Annotated in this window: 16 protein-coding genes; 6 read left to right on the top strand and 10 right to left on the bottom strand. The window is 66.4% G+C overall.

Translation table 11 applies throughout. The features are described 5' to 3' along the window. Positions 1-224 precede the first annotated feature (224 nt). A complete protein-coding gene (locus tag DEIPI_RS38245; RefSeq protein ID WP_157463865.1) occupies positions 225-701 on the bottom strand; it encodes a hypothetical protein in 477 nt (158 codons plus the stop codon). 731 nt (positions 702-1,432) lie between these two features. Then, positions 1,433-1,801 (bottom strand): hypothetical protein, encoded by a 369-nt coding sequence (locus DEIPI_RS35945; protein WP_052351903.1) that lies wholly within the window; start codon positions 1,799-1,801, stop codon positions 1,433-1,435. Between the two features lie 480 nt (positions 1,802-2,281). Here DEIPI_RS35945 and DEIPI_RS33405 point away from each other — a divergent pair, with 480 nt between their 5' ends. Next, a complete protein-coding gene (locus tag DEIPI_RS33405) occupies positions 2,282-2,752 on the top strand; it encodes a hypothetical protein (RefSeq protein WP_027483107.1) in 471 nt (156 codons plus the stop codon). 103 nt (positions 2,753-2,855) lie between these two features. Further along, entirely contained in the window at positions 2,856-3,842 is a 987-nt protein-coding gene (locus tag DEIPI_RS33400; protein ID WP_084474725.1) for a threonine/serine dehydratase, read from the top strand. Positions 3,843-3,912: 70 nt separating this feature from the next. On the opposite strand, the gene DEIPI_RS35940 is transcribed toward DEIPI_RS33400, so the two are convergent. Beyond that, a complete protein-coding gene (locus tag DEIPI_RS35940) occupies positions 3,913-4,539 on the bottom strand; it encodes a GIY-YIG nuclease family protein (protein WP_084474722.1) in 627 nt (208 codons plus the stop codon). Between the two features lie 580 nt (positions 4,540-5,119). On the opposite strand from DEIPI_RS35940, the gene DEIPI_RS35935 reads away from it, so the two are divergent. Continuing rightward, positions 5,120-6,406 carry a sensor histidine kinase gene (locus DEIPI_RS35935; RefSeq protein WP_169737181.1) on the top strand — a complete coding sequence of 429 codons (1,287 nt, stop codon included), beginning with the start codon at positions 5,120-5,122 and terminating at the stop codon, positions 6,404-6,406. A gap of 363 nt (positions 6,407-6,769) precedes the next feature. On the opposite strand, the gene DEIPI_RS35930 is transcribed toward DEIPI_RS35935, so the two are convergent. The 3 genes from DEIPI_RS35930 to DEIPI_RS33380 form a co-directional block, all read right to left on the bottom strand. Next, positions 6,770-7,780: a class I SAM-dependent methyltransferase gene (locus DEIPI_RS35930; protein WP_157463864.1), complete on the bottom strand. Its 1,011-nt coding sequence runs from the start codon at positions 7,778-7,780 to the stop codon at positions 6,770-6,772. 424 nt (positions 7,781-8,204) lie between these two features. After that, positions 8,205-8,813, bottom strand: coding sequence for a response regulator transcription factor (locus DEIPI_RS0121290; RefSeq protein WP_281173252.1), 609 nt, complete (start codon positions 8,811-8,813; stop codon positions 8,205-8,207). Continuing rightward, positions 8,800-9,660 carry a sensor histidine kinase gene (locus DEIPI_RS33380; protein ID WP_169737180.1) on the bottom strand — a complete coding sequence of 287 codons (861 nt, stop codon included), beginning with the start codon at positions 9,658-9,660 and terminating at the stop codon, positions 8,800-8,802. The genes DEIPI_RS0121290 and DEIPI_RS33380 overlap by 14 nt, the downstream gene beginning before the upstream one ends. An 805-nt stretch (positions 9,661-10,465) precedes the next feature. Here DEIPI_RS33380 and DEIPI_RS0121275 point away from each other — a divergent pair. Next, positions 10,466-11,056 carry a CPBP family intramembrane glutamic endopeptidase gene (locus tag DEIPI_RS0121275; protein ID WP_027483105.1) on the top strand — a complete coding sequence of 197 codons (591 nt, stop codon included), beginning with the start codon at positions 10,466-10,468 and terminating at the stop codon, positions 11,054-11,056. A gap of 173 nt (positions 11,057-11,229) precedes the next feature. Here DEIPI_RS0121275 and DEIPI_RS33375 read toward each other — a convergent pair whose 3' ends face one another. The 3 genes from DEIPI_RS33375 to DEIPI_RS33370 form a co-directional block, all read right to left on the bottom strand. Continuing rightward, entirely contained in the window at positions 11,230-11,754 is a 525-nt protein-coding gene (locus DEIPI_RS33375) for a FixH family protein (RefSeq protein WP_084474719.1), read from the bottom strand. A 259-nt stretch (positions 11,755-12,013) separates the two neighbouring features. Continuing rightward, complete coding sequence (locus DEIPI_RS0121265) at positions 12,014-12,697, bottom strand: ABC transporter permease (protein WP_169737179.1); 684 nt, start codon at positions 12,695-12,697, stop codon at positions 12,014-12,016. 47 nt (positions 12,698-12,744) lie between these two features. Then, positions 12,745-13,710 (bottom strand): ATP-binding cassette domain-containing protein, encoded by a 966-nt coding sequence (locus DEIPI_RS33370; protein ID WP_084474713.1) that lies wholly within the window; start codon positions 13,708-13,710, stop codon positions 12,745-12,747. 317 nt (positions 13,711-14,027) lie between these two features. Here DEIPI_RS33370 and DEIPI_RS0121255 point away from each other — a divergent pair, with 317 nt between their 5' ends. Then, positions 14,028-14,723, top strand: a complete 696-nt coding sequence (locus DEIPI_RS0121255; RefSeq protein WP_027483103.1) for an aspartate/glutamate racemase family protein — start codon at positions 14,028-14,030, stop codon at positions 14,721-14,723. A 157-nt stretch (positions 14,724-14,880) separates the two neighbouring features. Here the strand turns inward: DEIPI_RS0121255 and DEIPI_RS33365 are convergent, their stop codons facing one another. Continuing rightward, positions 14,881-16,026, bottom strand: a complete 1,146-nt coding sequence (locus DEIPI_RS33365; protein WP_245588613.1) for a flavin-containing monooxygenase — start codon at positions 16,024-16,026, stop codon at positions 14,881-14,883. 1,062 nt (positions 16,027-17,088) lie between these two features. Between DEIPI_RS33365 and DEIPI_RS33360 the strand changes: the two genes are divergently transcribed. Beyond that, the gene (locus DEIPI_RS33360) at positions 17,089-17,574 is read left to right on the top strand and encodes a FixH family protein (RefSeq protein ID WP_045234823.1); all 486 of its coding nucleotides are present in this window, start codon (positions 17,089-17,091) and stop codon (positions 17,572-17,574) included. Positions 17,575-17,577: the final 3 nt, after the last annotated feature.

Genomic DNA, 17,577 nt, shown 5'->3' with positions numbered 1-17,577 from the left:
ACCACGCGAGGTCACCGACCCGTCTCTTTCGGTGCGCTGAGCGTGACAGGTCGTCCGTGCAGGCCAGGTGAATTCACAGCCAGTGGATTGTCGTGTCGAAAGCTGGACCTCAAGGACGTTCACGAGATGCGGGAGTCGAGATCGAGCGGAATGTCGTGGTCGCAGGTGGTCCCTTGTCTGAGCGTGCGTCAGGGCAAGCGCGCCGGTCGGGCGGTCGTTGACGTTCAAGTGAGGTGCCGATGGATGAGACGGGTCCGTTCCCTTGGCACGTCTGTGATGCGCAGGTTGACGTCACGGCGCCATAACCCGGCGCAGAGTGGAGGGCCGTCGCACACGGTCAAAGGGCGTTCCAGGAAGCCCACGATGCTGCAGGCATAGCCACGTGTCAGAGGGTCGGTCACGGGTGCGTCGGATTCTCCAGGTGTTCGGGAAAGCCAGTCGGGCCGCCGCAATGGACCGACGGCGGTTCGCGCAAGGACGTATTGACGCGCGGGCGCCCCGAACCGTCGAAGGCGGATGGTGCCGACAGAAATCACCAGGGCATGCTCGTGCAGCCGCTTGAGGAGCATCCCCGCCGCGGCAGGACTGATGTTCAGCGCGAGGCTAAGGTGGAATGCGGTGACGGGCGCGACGGCCTGCATGACCCGCATGGCTCGTTGCTGTTGTGGTGCAGATGAAGTGGACCGCTTTGTTGACGGCATGTTGCCCTCCTGCGATCTTCGGGTGAGCAGCGTTGGGGTCGACGTGTCCTGCGCTCAGCGCGACGTTCGCGGATCGCGCCGGGCCTCGTCAACAGTCGAAACGTGGTGTGTTGCTCGCGGTCGTGACGCCGTCTCATGTCGCCAGTGTGCAGGCCGATACACCCGAATAGGACCACCGGTCGGTCTGTTTGGACATCAACCGATCGGTGGAGTCGTGCTGCGCCGACACGTGGTCACGATGTCCCCGCGCTGGGATGTTTTGGTGAACACGGCCGACGAGTGACGCCCGCTGAGGACGTGCGAGGTGTGGCCACCGGCTGAGCACCTGTTTCATGACTCGGGTGTGGGTGAGTTGATGAGTGGAACCGACGTTCCTGTCGCTGCGTTCACGTTGTCCAACCCCTTCTGCCCGTCCAAGGACGGTGAGCAGTCCGTCTGGCCACGCATCACCGTCGACAGCGCGATCGACCCGCGCTCGTCCTGAAGGCCGGTCACGCGCTCTTGCGTAGTCCTGACGTTCGTGGTGATCGACCCGCGCACCCGGCGTCCGGGTCCGCGGAGGCGTCGGTGCCGCTGCCCTGCCGTAAGCGTTCGTTGGCGTGAAGGTCAGGGCGGTCGACCACAGGTGGATTGACCGCGTGTGGCTCGGCCAGCCGTGCTCCTGCCCTGGGTATCAAGGAACGGAGCGACGCGCGGCTCGCGTCGCTCCGTTCCTTGACGTCGACGGATCGTCAGAAGGAGAGGCTGTAGGTCTTGACGTTGAGTTTCAGGTCGTTCTTGTCGTTCGTGCCGAGCACGAGGTGCGCGCGCTCCTGGTTGCGTGTGATCGTCACGTCCGCGCTGAAGATCGTCGAGCCCATCCCGTTGGCGTTGGCGCTCGTCACGATGACGGCATGCCTACCCGCAGCAAGTTTGACGGGGAACATGGTGCTCGTTCCGGGAAACAACCGGGACGCGGTGCGGACCCCGTCGACGTACACGTCGATCAGACCGGCCTGTCCGGCGTTGTTGCTGATGTAGACGTCCACGGCGTCGGCCGGCATCGCGAGGGCGGTGGTGGCGGCGGTCATTGCGACCACGAGGGCAGTCAGCTTCTTCATAAGGTTCCTCCACGCGGGGTGTCCACACCAGCCAGCTGCATGCGTGACCGGCTGGGTGCCCACGTGCCTGCAGTGTCGACGCCCACGCCGTTCCCTGCGTCCTCCGTCCGGTGCTCGGCGGCCTCCACCAAAGGGTGGAGCGGTCATCCTCCCAGGAGGACATCCGTGATGACGCGGACGGACCCGCCACGGGACGCCGCCGGTGCAGCTGGATCAAGACACAAGCCGCCGCGTGCCCAAGGCAGCACCAGCGTGAGAAACGCAGGGGGCATTCCGACCGGCAGCATCGCTCCTCAAGCTGGAACCCTCGAACAGCATCACGCACGGCGCGTTTCCGAACTCGATCAGGACGATGACCAGCGAGTCGGCACACGTCTCGTTTCTTCCGCGTCAATGATTGTCGGCAGTCGCGTGTAGGCTGACGGGGCCCTCCACCAAACGGTGGAGGACGCGCCGCTCGGTCCTTCGTATCCTCGCGGTATGCGTTCTGTCCGTCGTTCGGCGCTTCTGCTGCTCGGCACGTGCGTGTTCAGCCCTGCAGCCCTTGCGGACCTGGCGGGACCGCGCGCCCGGATGATCGGTCTGACCTTGCCGGCGTTCAGCCGTGAACTGCCCTTGAACGGCCGCCCGGTCATCATGTCCTCGTTGCAAGGGGCGGCGCGTACGCTGGGCCTTGACGGCGTGTGCGTGAGCACCGAAGCGTTCGTGCTGCGTGGCCCTGAGGTGGAGCGGTACGGTCGTCGGAGCTACCTTGAGGCGCTGCCCGCCCGATGGGTTCAGCTTGGCTTCGAGGTCGCGCCTCGTGTGAAGGTCGGATTCGATCACTTGTTCCTTCTTCGTTCCGGTGCTGCCGTCACGGTCGTGCTGATCCGCAGCGGTCTTGGAGACTTGGTGCTGGCCAGCTGCTCGGTGGTGACCGACCGTCCGGCCAGCACGTCCGTCCTTCCGTGACACGTGTGGGTCGATCATCCATGCGTGCCCCGCCCGCCGTCCGGAAACCCGTTCTGATCAACGCTGGGTTCGTTTCGATGGCCACTTTCAAGGAGAGAAGACCGTGACGTCACCGAGACGCATCCGCGAAGCCATGAACCGTATTCGTCCGTATGTCCGGACCACGCCGATCATGCACCTGCATGGAGGCGAGTTGAACCTGCCGTGCCCGGTGACGTTGAAGTTCGAGCAGTTGCAGCACACCGGGTCGTTCAAGGTCCGAGGCGCGTTCAACGCGTTGCTTGCATTGGACGTGCCGAGCGAGGTCGTCACCGCGTCCGAAGGAAATCACGGCGCCGCCGTCGCGTACGCCGCGCGGGCGCTGGGTCGTGAGGCGCGGGTGTTCGTGCCGTCCAGCGTGCCGCCCTTGAAACGCGACCACATCGAACGGCACGGCGCACGGGTCGTGCAGCACGGACGCGAGTTTGCCGAAGCCGCCGACGCTTGTGAAGCGTACGCGTGGAATGCAGGTGCGCTGAACGTGCACGCCTTCCAGAACCTCGCGGTCATTGCCGGTCAGGGGACCCTCGCGTTGGAGCTTGAACAGCAGGCCCCGGAACTGGACACGCTGCTCGTCGCGGTGGGTGGTGGCGGTCTGATTGGCGGCATGGGCGCGTGGTACGACGGGCGCGTCAAGCTCGTCGGCGTCGAACCGTCTGGATGCGCGCCGATGCGCGCGGCATTGGCGGCGGGCGCGCCGGTGGACGTCCCCGTCGATGGGTTCGGCGCGGACTCGTTGGGCTGCCGGAGGGTCGGTCGGGTCGCGTTCGACCTCACCCGCCGGTTCGTCGACGCGGTCGTCCTGGTGGACGTGGCCGCCATCATGCTGGCGCAACGGCAATTGTGGGACGACCTGCGTGTCCTCGCTGAGCCTGGCGGGGTCGTTGCGCTCGCCGCGCTCCTGTCCGGCGCGTACGTTCCCGCTCCCGGCGAGCGTCTCGGCGTGATCGTGAGCGGGGGGTACGTCTCGCCTCGGGAGTTGGAAGCGTCATACTTCACGACGACGTTCAAAAACAGACGCTCACGCGAGGACGTGGGGGTGGATGGATGATGGCGGATCTGCCCGCGCTGCCGACCTTGGGAACCAGTCCCCGACCACGAACGAGGCGTGGCGACCGCGATCAAATGATGGTCACCAACGTCAGCCGCTCTTCGTTGGGGTTGACGGCGACGGCACCATACCGGTCGAACTTCACGCGAACGACCCGCGCCTGCCCTTCTCCCGAACTCAGTTCGAAGATGCCCTCACCGTACTTCGGATGCCGGACGAGATGGGGCCGGAAATTTGAGACGCACGACTCCACCACCAAGGGATCCAGCCGCAGTTCGTCCGCGATGCGGCGAGGGTGCGTGCCGTGAATCCAGCGAAGCTCGACCGCCTTGCCGTACCAGCCAGGATGCCGAGCGGATTCAGGAGGGGCGGAGCGCGGCTGTTCTTCGATATGCGGCGAGTCGGCCGACACCCGGGCGTACTCGATCAACCTGGACAGCACCTCCTTGAGGTCCGCCCTGAAGAATTCCCGGTTGTTCGACAGTCGTGTGTCATGGAAGTGTGCGTGTAGTTCACGCTCGACCAGGCTCATGTCCATGACCCGCACGGCCGCTTCGACACGGAACGGGACCGGTACACCCGTCGAGTGCAACTGACGCGCGCGATCGAACGGATCGTTCCGGGTCTTGCCGATCTTGAGGACACCTGGAAATGCAGGGTTGGACAGGACGTAAATGTACCCTTCGTCGAGACCCATGGTTTGGATTGTACGGAACTGCGCTTCGCGCGGCGTGTCCCCTCGACGTCATCGGGATTTCGCCGAGAGGTACGATACGGACGACGCGGGAACAGCTTGCATGGGCCGAGGTTTTCCTGCGGCGCTGTCGGTGCGTGACGCTCGTCGTGTCCATTGAGATGGACAAGCGCTCCCACCGTGGGTCGCCGAGCCTTCGGGAGGGGAGCGATGGCGAGCGCTGCACGGCACGGGCCGCGATCAACGGGCCTGACGCTCGGATGCGTCGCGGTTGATGGCGTGGGAGGCGCGTACGTCTTGAGTCGATGAGCAGCCACGGGTGTCACGTCGGGGTCCGGCCGGGGCGGGAGTTGCGGATGGTCGTGAGGTGCACGCGGGGCTCGACGCGCGGGTGGTCCTGCAGGGACAGGTCAAGAACCTTGGTGACGCGCATGAAACACCTTGGTGGGAAAGCGGAACTCACCTCACAATGGTGTGCTTCGCCACGCGCGGTCGTGACCCCTCGCTGCAAACCAGAGCGGCACGGCCTTGCGGTCGGGCTTGACAGACGCCAACTTCCCTTTCGCACACTGGAATGGAGATCATGACGACGTACGTGGAAAACCGGCAGGGCGCGCTGTTGCGCTGGGGCTTCTATCTGGGTCTGCTGCTGTCCACCTTGTTCTCCTTTCAGCCCAGTGCGTTGCAGGTCAGGCTCGGCTGGCACACCGAACGGGGCTTGGTGCTGACCTCCGTTGGCGTCATGGCCCTGCTGTACTTTCTCATCACACGACGAGACACGCTCCGCACGCTCGAACAGGTCAGGCCGGCAAGGTTCATCCTGATGTGGAGCTTGTGGCTGGTGCTGCTGGCTCTGCATCCCGCCTTCTCGCTGATGTTGTTCTTTCTTGCCATTCAGGCGATCCTGCGGCTTGAGGCGCGCGCGTCGATCTTCAGCGTCGTCGGGTTGTCCGTCGCGGTGCTCGTGCGGTTCGCTGTGGAGCAGTGGCTGCGGAGCGGTGCGCCCGCCCTCCAGGACTTGATGGACCTCACGCGACTCTGGCCTGCACGTGACGCGTTGTTCGCGGTGGTGGCGATCCTCACGGCGAGCGCGCTCACGCTGTACCTCGACGTCGTCAAGCGGCAGAACCGCGAACGCAAAGCGCTGATCGACGAGTTGCGCGCCACCCGGGCGGACCTCGCGCAGGCCGAACGGCACGCCGGGGTGCTCGAGGAACGCGAACGGCTCGCGCGGGACCTGCATGACACCCTCGCGCAGGGCTTGATCAGCATCGCCACGACCCTTGAGGCGGCGAGCGTAAGCTCGGACCCGCTCGCGCTCGACCACGCGGCGCGTCTCAGTGTCCGCACAGCCCGCGAGCACCTCGGGGAGGTCCGGCGGGTCGTGTGGGCCTTGCGTCCCGGGCAGCTGGCGGGTCACTCGCTCAAGGAGGCGCTCACGCGGGTGCTGCAGGACTGGCAGGACACGTCCGGAGTACACGCGGTCCTTTCGTTCGCTGACGAGGTGCCGCCCATGCACCCGCAGCAGGAAGTGGTGGTGCTGCGGGTGGTGCAGGAGACCCTCACGAACGTGGCGAAACACGCCCATGCGCGAGCCGTGCATGTGACCGTCACGGCCTTTTCCGAGCATCTCGTGGTGGACGTGGTGGACGACGGACGTGGCTTCGACGTGCATCAGGCGGAACAAGCTGCGATGCGCCCGGACGGTGGTCAGGGCCTGCCCGGGTTGACGGCGCGTGTCCATGCCGCGGGAGGCGCCGTGGAAGTGGAAAGCGCCCTTGGTGAAGGCACGGCGGTGCAGATCAGATTGCCGTACGATTTGCCGCTGGTGGACAGTGCGCTCACACCGCAGGGCACGTTGACGGACTGAGCAGGTCTGGTCCGCCCTTTACACGCGACGCAGGGAGCGCTGCAGTGAGTCAACGAGTCGAGCGTCGGGAAAGGGGGCTGCTCGACCTGGGTTCGGTCGCGCCGAGCCGATCAGGGTCAGTCCGCGGACGTTGACATGACCCGCGACGAAGGACAGGCGCTGCCTCGGCTGCTTACGATGTAGGTGATCCCTTGAGAAACGAACGGCTTCATCGCCGCTCTGACATCAACCGCTCCGTCTTGTCGTGGCAGCGAAGGCGACCTTCAAGCCTCGTGTCCTTGGCGACGTAGCTGCGATGGTGCGCGCTCAGGTACCTTTCACGCGTCCCAGGGAAGGTGACGTCGTTGAGGTCAACTTTGATCGTCAAGTCTGGCTGGACGAGCGCAGTTTGCGGATTTGCGTGCGTTGCAGCAGCGGGGCTGTCGTTTGCCCTTGAGGTGGTGCGGGCGCGGGGATGTCCTGTCGTGTGACGAGGTAGGTGTGGTCGGGCAGGAGCTGCTCGATGAACGGCAGTGACGGTGCGTACGCGAAGGTCCCTCCGACGGTGAGGTTCGAGAGCAGCCGCTGGAAGGTGCGCGCGAAGCGAACGGTTTCGTGGCTGGCGCGCTGGTGATGGTAGAGGAAGTGATGCGAGAAGGCGAGGTGGGATGTGATGGTGTTCCACCGTTCCTGCTCGGCGGGCAGGTCATGCCAGTCCAGCTCGAACAACGCCGGGTGCGGTGTGACCAGCCGATCCACACCGACCGCGTGGACATGTCGGGTGCGAAGGTACTGCACCAGCCGTCCGTCTTCTCCGCAGCCCACGTCGAGGAGCGGTCCATTCACCGTGGCCTCGTCGAGTCCCAGCACCTCCAGCTGCAACTCCGGGCTGTACTGTGCGCACGTGACCGCCTTGAGCGCCTGAACGTTGACGACGCTGGCGTGCTGTTCGAACAGACTTCGCGTGACCAGACGAAGTTGCCGGTGATGCTTGACGGCGTGCAGCTGCAGACGAGCGGCGAGGTCCTGCTCGGTCCGCGCGCACTGCAGCACGGACCACAAGCCATGACAGAACGTCAGGTAGACCCGTTCGACCAGCCGGTCGTGCGCGGCGTCGAACGTCACGAACTGCAACGCGTCGTAGATGCTGTGCCGGTAGCGGCGCGCGAAGTGGTCAAGCAGACGGCGTTGCAGGTGCAAGTCGCTGATCCGGTTGGGGTTGAGGATCGGTTCGATGTCACGTCGGAATTCGAACAGCGTCCGGGCGGTGTCCTCCGCGAGGAGGTACGCGCGTGGCGCGGCGCGATCGTGATAGTACACCGCGTCGACGTTGAGCTGCGTCTGCCGGTCAATCAGGTGCGTCAGCCGGTCCATCAGGTCAGTAGACGTGGTCATCTTGCCTCCTTGAGGTGCCACGGCGCGGTGAGGCCGCGTGGAACGACGAGTCAGCCAGCGGAACGGTCACGTGGCGGACGTGAACGGACAGGAGCGGGTCGGCGTCAGGTCCGGTCGGCGCGTCGGGCGATGACGGGCAGGGCGTCGCCGGACGCCACCGTGGGCCTGCCCCCTTCTTTCATGCTGCGCGCAGTCGCTCGGACCGAACGCGCGGGTTGGGTGCTCAAGGACCTCGTTTCGCTGATTCGAAGCGGAGTCCTGTCGCGTCGTGCTGAGTCCAGTGTGCTCGCGTGGCGGTGCTGCGTCATCGCTCGTTTGCAGCGGATCCGATCCACCGATTGGTGGTTGACGCGCTGCGCTGCGGGTGAGGGCGGCTCAGCGGGCGTCGGAGGTCATCCGAACGGGTGATGGGCGCGCACTGCGTTCAGATCAAGCCGAGCTCCGTGGCGCGTCGAGCGGCGGCCGTGCGGGAGTCCACGCCCAGCTTGCTGTAGATGTTGATCAGGTGTGACTTGACGGTCGCTTCGCTGATGAACAGGTGCTTGCCGATCTCCTTGTTCGCGAGCCCTTCGGACGCGAGGCGCAGCACATCCATCTCCCTTGCGGTGAGCGGTTCGAGCTTCGGGCGGCGCATCTGCTCCATCAAACGCGCCGCGACGCTTGGCGCGAGCGGCGTCTGTCCACGTGCGGCCATGTGCACCGCCTTGAGCAGCTCCAGCCTCGGGGTGTCCTTGAGCAGGTACCCGGCGGCGCCCGCCTCGACCGCTTTGAGGATGTCTCCGTCCGTGTCGTAGGTGGTCAGCACCATCACCTGCGTGCGTGGGAAGCGCTTTTTGATGGCGGCGGTGGCAGCCGCGCCGTCCATGTTCGGCATCCGCAGGTCCATCAGCACCACATCCGGCTCGAGCGTCTCCACGAGGTCGATCGCTTCACGCCCGTCTCCTGCTTCACCGACCACCTCAAAGGTTCCATCGGCGGTGAGCAGGCCCCGCAGACCCGCCCGCACCACTTCGTGATCGTCAACGAGCAACACGCGTAACGGCGTCATCCTCTTGTCCTTTCTGTTCTGGTCTTCGGATGCGTGGCGCCTGAACGAGCGGTAGCGAGACCGACACCACCATCCCGTCGCGCGGGTGGCTTTTCACGTCGAAATGACCGCCTTGCAAGGTCACCCGTGCGCGCATGCCGCTCAACCCGCGATCGCCGTGCTGCCCAGCTGCCGGCGACGTCGCAGCGGGAAGGTTGAATCCGGCGCCGTCGTTCATTACGTCCAGCGTGACACGATCCGGAAAGGCCGTGACGGTCACACGCACCTCGTGGGCCACGGCGTGCGCTTGGATGTGAGCCAGCGCCTCCTGCGTGACCCGCAGCAACGTCACCTCCTGCTGCGGATGAAGTGCCGGAAGGTCTTCTTTCACCCTGACGGTGACGATGACGTCCGTTTCCGCGGCCCAGGCGTGCACGGCGCGGGTCAGCACCAAGGGGAAGTCTTCCTTATCGAGGTGGTGGGTGCGGCGCGCCCTCACCTCCCGCCGGACCTCCTCCAGGTGCGTTCTCGCGGAGCGCAGGGCAAGCGTCAACGCGTGTTCCGTGCGTGCGTGGTCGTGTCGAAGGTGATGTCGCGCCACCTCGACGTTCATCACGATGCTCGCGAAACCCTGCGCGAGGGTGTCATGCAGGTCCCGCGCGAGCCGTTCGCGTTCCTCGAGCACCCCGGCGTGCCGTTCGGCCTGCGCGAGGTCCGCCCGGGTGGCGCGCAACTCGTCGATCAGCGCTTTGCGTTCGCGGTTCTGCCGCTTGACGACGTCGAGGTACAGCGTGAGCGCGCTCGCCGTCAGGATCGCCACCGCGAGCAGCACATCCTGCGGGTTCCACGTCACCGTGACCTCCACGAGCGGGCGCGTCCGCCGTTCCCGCCCCTCGGACGGGCCCTGTTCCACACTGAATCACGCGAAGACCAGGCAGAATCACCGCACGACGCTTCACGAACGATCCCGTCCGGGCCACGTGATGATCGCGAGGAACTCGAAGCAGCACGAGATGTCGACAAGCTGAAACGCCACCCGGGCCGCGTCACGCACGACGTCCATCCCAGGGGCACTTCACACGGCACACCACGAGCGGTCGGTCCAAACGCCGGTTCACACCGCAGGGACGCTCCCGTGAACGTCGGACAGCGCCGCCTGAGGGCTCCCTTGATCGACACGGTCTGCATGAGCCGAACATGGCGGAGCGCGAACCTCGACGCCCAGGACGCCAGCAGGTTGGCCGAGCACTCCAAACGAACAAGCGCGCGTCGTCGTTCCACATTGCGGGTCATCACGTTCACCTCAGTGTCGCATGCGTTCAAAGTCGCGGCGGTCGTACGACCTGACGGTACGGACCTCCACTGAACGGTGGAGCTGCACCTCCACCGTTCGGCGCGGTCAACTCCACACGTGCAAATCCGGACTGCCCACGACAAGCGAGTGCGGGTGGGCTCATGAGACGCGATCAGGGCACGCTGTCTCGCGGTCAAGAGGTCCGTACTCGACGCGGGTGACTTGAGGGACGGACGCGGTGCGAACGGAGGAACGTGCGTGCTGGGCCTTCGCGTCCACCGGACGGTGGTGTTCGGTGGTGCTCAGAGTCTTCACGCTCGGAAGGAGAGGCATCTATCTCTCGATCAGCATCAAGGAGTGAGTCATGGAATTCCCGTATCAGCTTGTCTTGTTGAGCATTCCGAGCATCTGGTCACTTGCCGTCCTCCGCGCCCGCGGCCTGACGCTGCACGACGCAGCGGAACGTATCGGCCTCGCCGGGACCAACCTGAACGCGCTGTTGCTCGCCACCCTCGTCGCTGCCGTCGGGGCCGCGCTCGTCGCGGTCGCGCTGATCCGCGTCGATCCCGCCGTGTGGCACCGTCCCAACGTCAGCCTCTCCCGGTACGCCGGGATGCAGCTCAACACTTGGGGCATCCTGATCATCCTTGTACGTGAAGCGTTGTACGTCACGCTGGGTGAGGAACTGCTGTTCCGTGGAGTGCTCGGCAGTTGGTTCACCACCCGGCTCGGCTTCCTCGCCGGGAACACCCTGCAGGCTGCCTGCTGGGTGGTGCCGCATCTGCTGCTGCTGACGTTGAGTCTGAAGTTCCTGCCCGTCCTCGTGTGTCAGTTCGCGCTGAATTGGGCGTTCGGCTGGCTGCGGCACCACACGGGCAGCGTCCTGCCCGGCTGGTGGGCGCACAGCGTCATCAACACGGTTACGGCCGTCGTCAGCATCCTCACGCTTTCCTGACCGCCCCTCCCGACGCGACCGGACGAGCAGCGAACCATCGAGCGCCCGCGCTGCAACCGAAGCGGGCACCGCCGCGGCCAAGAAGGCTCCAGCAGTACCCGCAGTCGCGCCTGCCGAGCACGAGGACCTCGGACGTAGGATCCTTTCACGCTGCGCTGCAGGCCTCCCGGTGATCACTCCTCAAGCATGAGGTTGAAGCGGACGGTGTCAGTCCGGTTCTGCGCGTTGACCTTGAACTCCATCACCCACCAACCGCCCATCTGAAACCTGACGCCCTCCACGAGGTAGTCCCCGCGTCCAAGTTTCCTCGTCACCTGGGGTGAGGTCGGCAACCCGTGGCCGTGCTGAGGCATGTCGCCGTCCACCTTGATCTCGGCGTCGTTGATGGGCTCTCCGTCCTTGGTCTCGAGATGCAGCGTCCACGTCTGTAAGGTGTTCACCGGGACGGGCGTCGCACTTGGGGTGTACGTCATTTTGAACAGCCCGGCGTTGGACGTGCGGGTCGTGCCGTAATCCAGACCTTTGGGCACCTGGCTCGACGTCACCTGATGCAGGGGCGCCGTCGCCGCTTGCGCGGCCTCGTTCGGTCCGGCGGTAGGACGGGTGACGTACGCCACGGTGGCGAGGACGCCGACACCGAGCACGGTCACGCTCACAAGCAGCGGGAACTCCGGGCGGAAAGGATGTGCAGTGGTCATGGTCAACCTGCTTTCGAGAGAGGGTGGGAAGCCGACGGGTAGCGCTCGGATCCTTTGGGAATCGGGTTTCCAACACGCTGAGAACGGGGGCCGACGGTCCAGTCAGGGAGATCCAGGCGTTCAGGTCAGCAGGGGAACTGGCTCTGCCCTGGGTTGCGCCACGGTGACCGGACGCCAAGTGCGCGCGTCCGGCGTCACCCGCCCTTCGTGCGTGTGGGGAGTGTGGACGGCCCGTGTCGCCCCACACTCCCGCAGTCGGTCAGATGTCTTCTCGACGGGCGAACCACCGGAGCGTCCACGTGGCGACGAGGACCGTCCAGACGCCGACCACGAGCAGGGCGACCATCAAGGACGGTCCGGCCGCGTCGGAGGAGGTGAGCTTGCCGAACCATGTCCACGGAACGAACGGCCACACCGGACCGGCCGGCTGCGCGAGCAGCAAGCCGAGGAATCCGACCAGCAGCGACGCGCCCAGCCCACGCCAGGTGGCGATCCACAGGTGGAGCAGCAACAGCGGGACCGACACGACGGTGGCGATTCCGGCGAGCTGCCAGGCCACGCTCCATGGGAAGGCGTCCGCCGAGTGCAGCGCCACGCCAAGCACCGTCGTCGTCACGGCCATCAGCACATTCGACGCGAGCACCGCGAGGAACACGAACAGCAGCTTCGCGACGTACAGCGTCACCGGTGGGGTGGCGCGGGCGCGCAGTACACGCCACGCACCCGCGCGGCTCTCCAGGTCCGCGCTCATACCGGCCGTGAGGGCGCACGAGATGGGCGTCCACGCCGTCAGCCAGAGGATCTGGAGCATCATCAGCGTCATCTTCACGTCGGGTGCGGACGCGACGGCGATCCCGACGACGAGCAGGGTCACCACGGACGGAATCCACAGCGCCGCGGTCCGGCGGGACTTGAGCCACTCGGCGCGCAACGCAGCGCTCACACCGGCAGGCCGATGGGACGAATGGTCAGCGAGTACGGTCGGAGCGCTCATGCGGTGACCTCCACGGAATTGCCGATCAGCTTGAGGAACTGCGTTTCGAGGTCGTCGTGCAGATACGCGAGGCGGGTGATGGTGACACCTGAGACGGTGAGGTCGGTCACGACACGCGCGGCCCGCTCTTCGGGCACAACCGCGTGAAGCGTACCGTCCGGTTGTTCGTTGGCCTCGACTCCTGACGCGCGCAGCCAGCTCAACGCCCGGGCAGGGTCGGTGGTGCCGAGGGCAAGGGTGCCGCGGCTGCCACGCAACAACTGCTCCAGTGGCCCCTCGTACTTCAGCTGCCCGTGCGCGAGGACGCCCACGTGTGAGGCGGTCTGCGCGACCTCGGCGAGCAGGTGGCTGGACATCAGCACGGTGTAGCCACGCGCGGGCAAGTCACGAATCAGGTCGCGCAACTCGCGGATTCCGACCGGATCGAGTCCGTTGGTGGGTTCGTCGAGGATCAGCAGCCGAGGACGACCCAGCATCGCGATGGCGAGACCAAGACGCTGCTTCATCCCCAACGAGAACTGCCCGGCGCGTTTGTGCAGCGCGGCCAACAGGTCCACCTCGCCCAGCACCTCCTGGATGCGGTCGTCGGCGCGGCCCACTGGCAGCCCGAGGAGCGTGGCGTGCACGCGCAGGTTGTCCTGGGCGCTGAGGTGCGGGTACAACGTGGGTGATTCGATCAGCGCGCCCACCTGCGCGAGGTTCGAACGATGCCAGGGCTGATCGAACAGCCGGACCTCACCGTCCTGAACGCCGGTGAGGCCAAGCACGGCGCGGAGCGCGGTGGTCTTGCCGGCCCCGTTCGGGCCGAGCAGCCCGTAGACGCTGCCCGTGGGAACGGCGAGGTCTAGCCCGTCAAGGACGGTCTGCGCGCCGTAGCGTTTCGTGACGCGCCGCAAGGACAGCACCGCCGCGGGTGGCGGCGATGGGACCGGTGTGGACGGTGCGGCCTGGACATGGTTCATAAGACCTCTTTCCCGCACGAGGCGACGTGCGTCGACGTTCACTGGGAGTATGCGGTCCTCCGCGCGGACGCGAATTGTCCGAAGGGTCAGGCGGCGCCTCCTCCGAAGGGCGTACCTCCTACCGTTTCGGTCGTGCGGCCGCCGGAACCAACGGCAGGTCACGAGTGGCGCGGTCAAGCAGCGGCGCGTCATGCTGGGTCGGTGGGAAGGCGTATCGCCCGGGTGACAGCTGTGTTACGGTACGGCTGAGCAGGACAAATGGCGCTCCGGACGCGGCGAAAGCGACGCCCGCGCGGGGCACGCCGGGAGGTGAGCGCATGAAGACCATCGGCCTCATCGGCGGGCTCTCGTGGGAGTCCAGCGCCGAGTACTACCGCGTGATCAACGAGACGGTCCGCGACCGGCTCGGCGGGTTGCACTCCGCGCAGAGCTTGATGTACACCGTGAACTTCGCGGAGATTGAGCGGTACCAGCACGCGGGCGAGTGGGACCGCGCGACGGCGGTCCTGCAGGACGCCGCGCGTCGGTTGGAGCGGGGCGGGGCGGACGTCCTGGTGATCTGCTCGAACACCATGCACCGCATGGCACGTGACATCGAGACGAGCGTGGAGATCCCGCTGCTGCACATCGCGGACCCCACCGCGGAACGTGTCCTCGCGCAGGGCGTCACGCGTGTCGGTCTGCTTGGGACGGCCTTCACGATGGAGCACGACTTCTACCGCGGGCGACTCCATGAAAAGTACGGGCTGGACGTCCTCACCCCGGACGAGGAGGACCGACGGACCGTGCATCGCGTGATTTACGAGGAGCTGGTGCAGGGGCAGGTAAACCCGGACTCCAAAGCCGAGTACGTGCGAATCATGCGTGACCTCGTTGAGCGCGGCGCGCAGGGCGTCATCCTGGGCTGTACGGAGATCATGCTGCTGGTTGGCCCTGAGGACTGCTCCGTCCCGGTATTCGACACCACCACCCTACACGCGATCGCGGCGGTCGAGTGGGCGCTCGCAGGGTAAGTCCAAGACCAGCGGCCGTCTTGACGCTGGGCGGAGCACGTGAGACGTCCCGTTCCCGCCCGGGCGCTTCTCGGTGGTACGGTTCGGGTGCCCGTCACTTCGCGCCTCCGCCGGGGTGGTCCGAAGCTCCCGCGACTTCCACCGCTTGGCCGCGTCGTCAGACGAGGTCGGATGTGCCGGCCGGGTCGCGGTCCTCGACCTGACGTCGCGCGATCTCCAGCGCGAGGAGGCGGGCGTCGCTCCCCACGCCGCCCAGCAACGCGGACCCGCGTCTTCGTTGCCACGGCAGCCCCAGGAAGTACAGACCCGGCGCTCTTGTGACTCCACGCTGCTGTACCGGCTCGCCCTGATCGTCGAGGACCGGCGCGCGGAGACGCAGCCAGCCGTAGTCCGGTTTGAATCCGGTGGCCCACACGACGCCGTCCACGGGAACGGTCGTGCCGTCGGCGAGCGTCACCGTGCGCGCCTCGGCGCTCACGGCGCGGGCCGCGAGGCGGATGGCGCCCTGGTTCGCGAGCGCGCGCAGGTCCGTACCGATGGCCGGGTCCTGGGTCTTCAGACGCTGGCCGAGCCGCGACTCGGCAGAGACGTGCATGAGGCCGAGCAGGTGCAGCCAGTCGAACACGTCCCGCCCGAGGCGCCGCTGAGGCACCTGGGGTTGCGGTCGACCCTGGGCGACGGTCACGTCGTGGGTACGTGACAGTTCCGCCGCGATCTGCGCTCCAGAGTTGCCGCTCCCGACCACCAGCACCCGCCCGGGGGGAAGCTGCGTGGCGTTCCGGAAGGCGCTGCTGTGTAGCTGCGTCACGTCCGAATCGAGCTTGTCAGCGAAACCGGGCAGGTAGGGCGTGCCGAACGGACCGGTCGCGATCACGAGTTGGCGCGCTCGGAACGGACCGCGGGTGGTGTCCACGCTGTACCCGCTCCCGTGGTCCTCCACGCTCAGCACACGGGTACTGTGGCGGACGGGCAGCTGGAAGTGCCGGGCGTACCCTTCGAGGTAGTCGGCAACCTCGTCCTTGGTGGGGTAACGTTCGCGCTTTCCGGGAAAGGGCAGGCCGGGCAGGGCGTCACGCTTGGCGGGGGTGAACAGCACGAGCGAGTCGTACCGCTGCCGCCAGCTGTCCCCGGTGCGGGCCTGCGCGTCGAGGATCACGAAGGTCAAGTTCAGCCGCTGCAGGTAATACCCCAGCGCGAGGCCCGCCTGACCGCCGCCGATCACCACGACGTCCAGCGGCGTGACGTTCCCGGTCGGGTGCGGCGTGGTCATCTGGGCGTCGTGTCGTGTCGGGATGGTTGTCATGGCACCTCGTTTCGTGGCGTGCACGGCGAGAGTCGTAGAGTGACGTGTGATGAATGGAGGGCGCCGCATCGCAACCTGACGTTGGAGTGGGCGAGGATCAGCCGCAGGTCCGTGAACTCGCGCTGCCTCGAGCCGAGCACGTGCCGCCACGCGTTCGTTTGCCGGCACTCCCGTTCCGCCCACTCGAACAATCGACACGGCCATGCGTCGTCACGTCGGTAAAGCTCGGTCCGCCTGACGGCGCGGAGGACGTGATGCCGCGCGAACAGCAGGGCAGGGGACGGTCGCGGAACGAGCAAGGGACGTCGTCCCCACGGGGCGGGGCTCCACGCCTCTGAGGTGAGGTGCTTCGTGCCGGCTTGTGTCGCGAGCAGGTTACGGCTGAAGTCGTGCTCGCCGCGCGACCACAAGGCAGGCGCGGCAGGCAGGGACGCGAGAACGGCCAAGGTGTCCTGCCACGCGTGATCAAGCGGAGCGGCAAAGGCGAGGGGCGCCCCGCGTCCTCCGGTAGTGCGGGCAGGTGGACTTGACGTCACAAGGATCGTGGTGGCGGTCGGGAAGGCAGGGCTGGACACATCATGCTCCTTCGGCGCGGTGAGCGGTGCGCGGGACGTGACCTTCTGAGTCGCCCGTGCTCGCGGCGTCACCTCAAGGTAGGAGCTGTGCGGCCCGTCGGCCTCCACCGTTGGCTGGAGCCGCTCCTGTCCGTCAGGACAAGGGCCACTCGACCACTCGCTTGCGCGGGTGACGTGGGCGCTCAGGACGACGGCAAGGGCATGGACGCGGATGCACGGGAACGGACGGAAGTGGCACCGCTCGTCGCGACGAGGGCCGCGCGGGTCAAGGTGAACTGGAGGACGTTCGGGACGGGTTTCCTTCGTTCGGCCGGCTCGACGGTGCAACTTCCGGAGGAGGCGCTGCTGACCGAAAGGACGATGCGTCCCGCCAGCCCGGTCCCTACCCTCGAGGTAAGTCGATGAGGTGCCCCCGCGCGAGCTCCGGGACCCGTGGGTGTGACGTCCGGCGCCTCCGCTCACCGCACCGCAAGAAAGAAGGTTCGTCATGCACAGCACCGCCGCTTCCGACCATCCCCGTCAGCCGAAGCGTCTCCGACTTCCCGTCATCGTCGGTAGCCTCCTGCTCGGCGTCGTCGTCACCGGCGGCGCGGCGAAACTCGCCCGCATGAGCTACGTGCCCACCGGTCTGGATTACGCCACCACCCGCACCTCCGACGCGGGGCTGTTCAGGGCCACCTACACCCCGAGCGTCATGCCGATCCCGGTGAACAAGATGCACAGCTGGACGCTGCACCTCGAGACGCCCGACGGCAAACTCGTCGAGGACGCGAAGATCAGCGTGGACGGCGACATGCCACAGCACGGACACGGTCTGCCCACCCGCCCCGTCGCGAACGTGTACCTCGGGCGCGGGGACTACCTCGTGGAAGGCCTCAAGTTCCAGATGGGCGGCTGGTGGGTGATGGACTTCAAGGTCACCGCCCAAGGCAAGACCGACACCGTGCACTTCAACATGATGCTGGAGAAGTGAGGC

Source organism: Deinococcus pimensis DSM 21231, from assembly GCF_000519345.1.
GTDB classification, from domain to species: Bacteria; Deinococcota; Deinococci; order Deinococcales; family Deinococcaceae; genus Deinococcus_A; species Deinococcus_A pimensis.
This window is presented reverse-complemented; position numbering and strand designations above follow the sequence as displayed.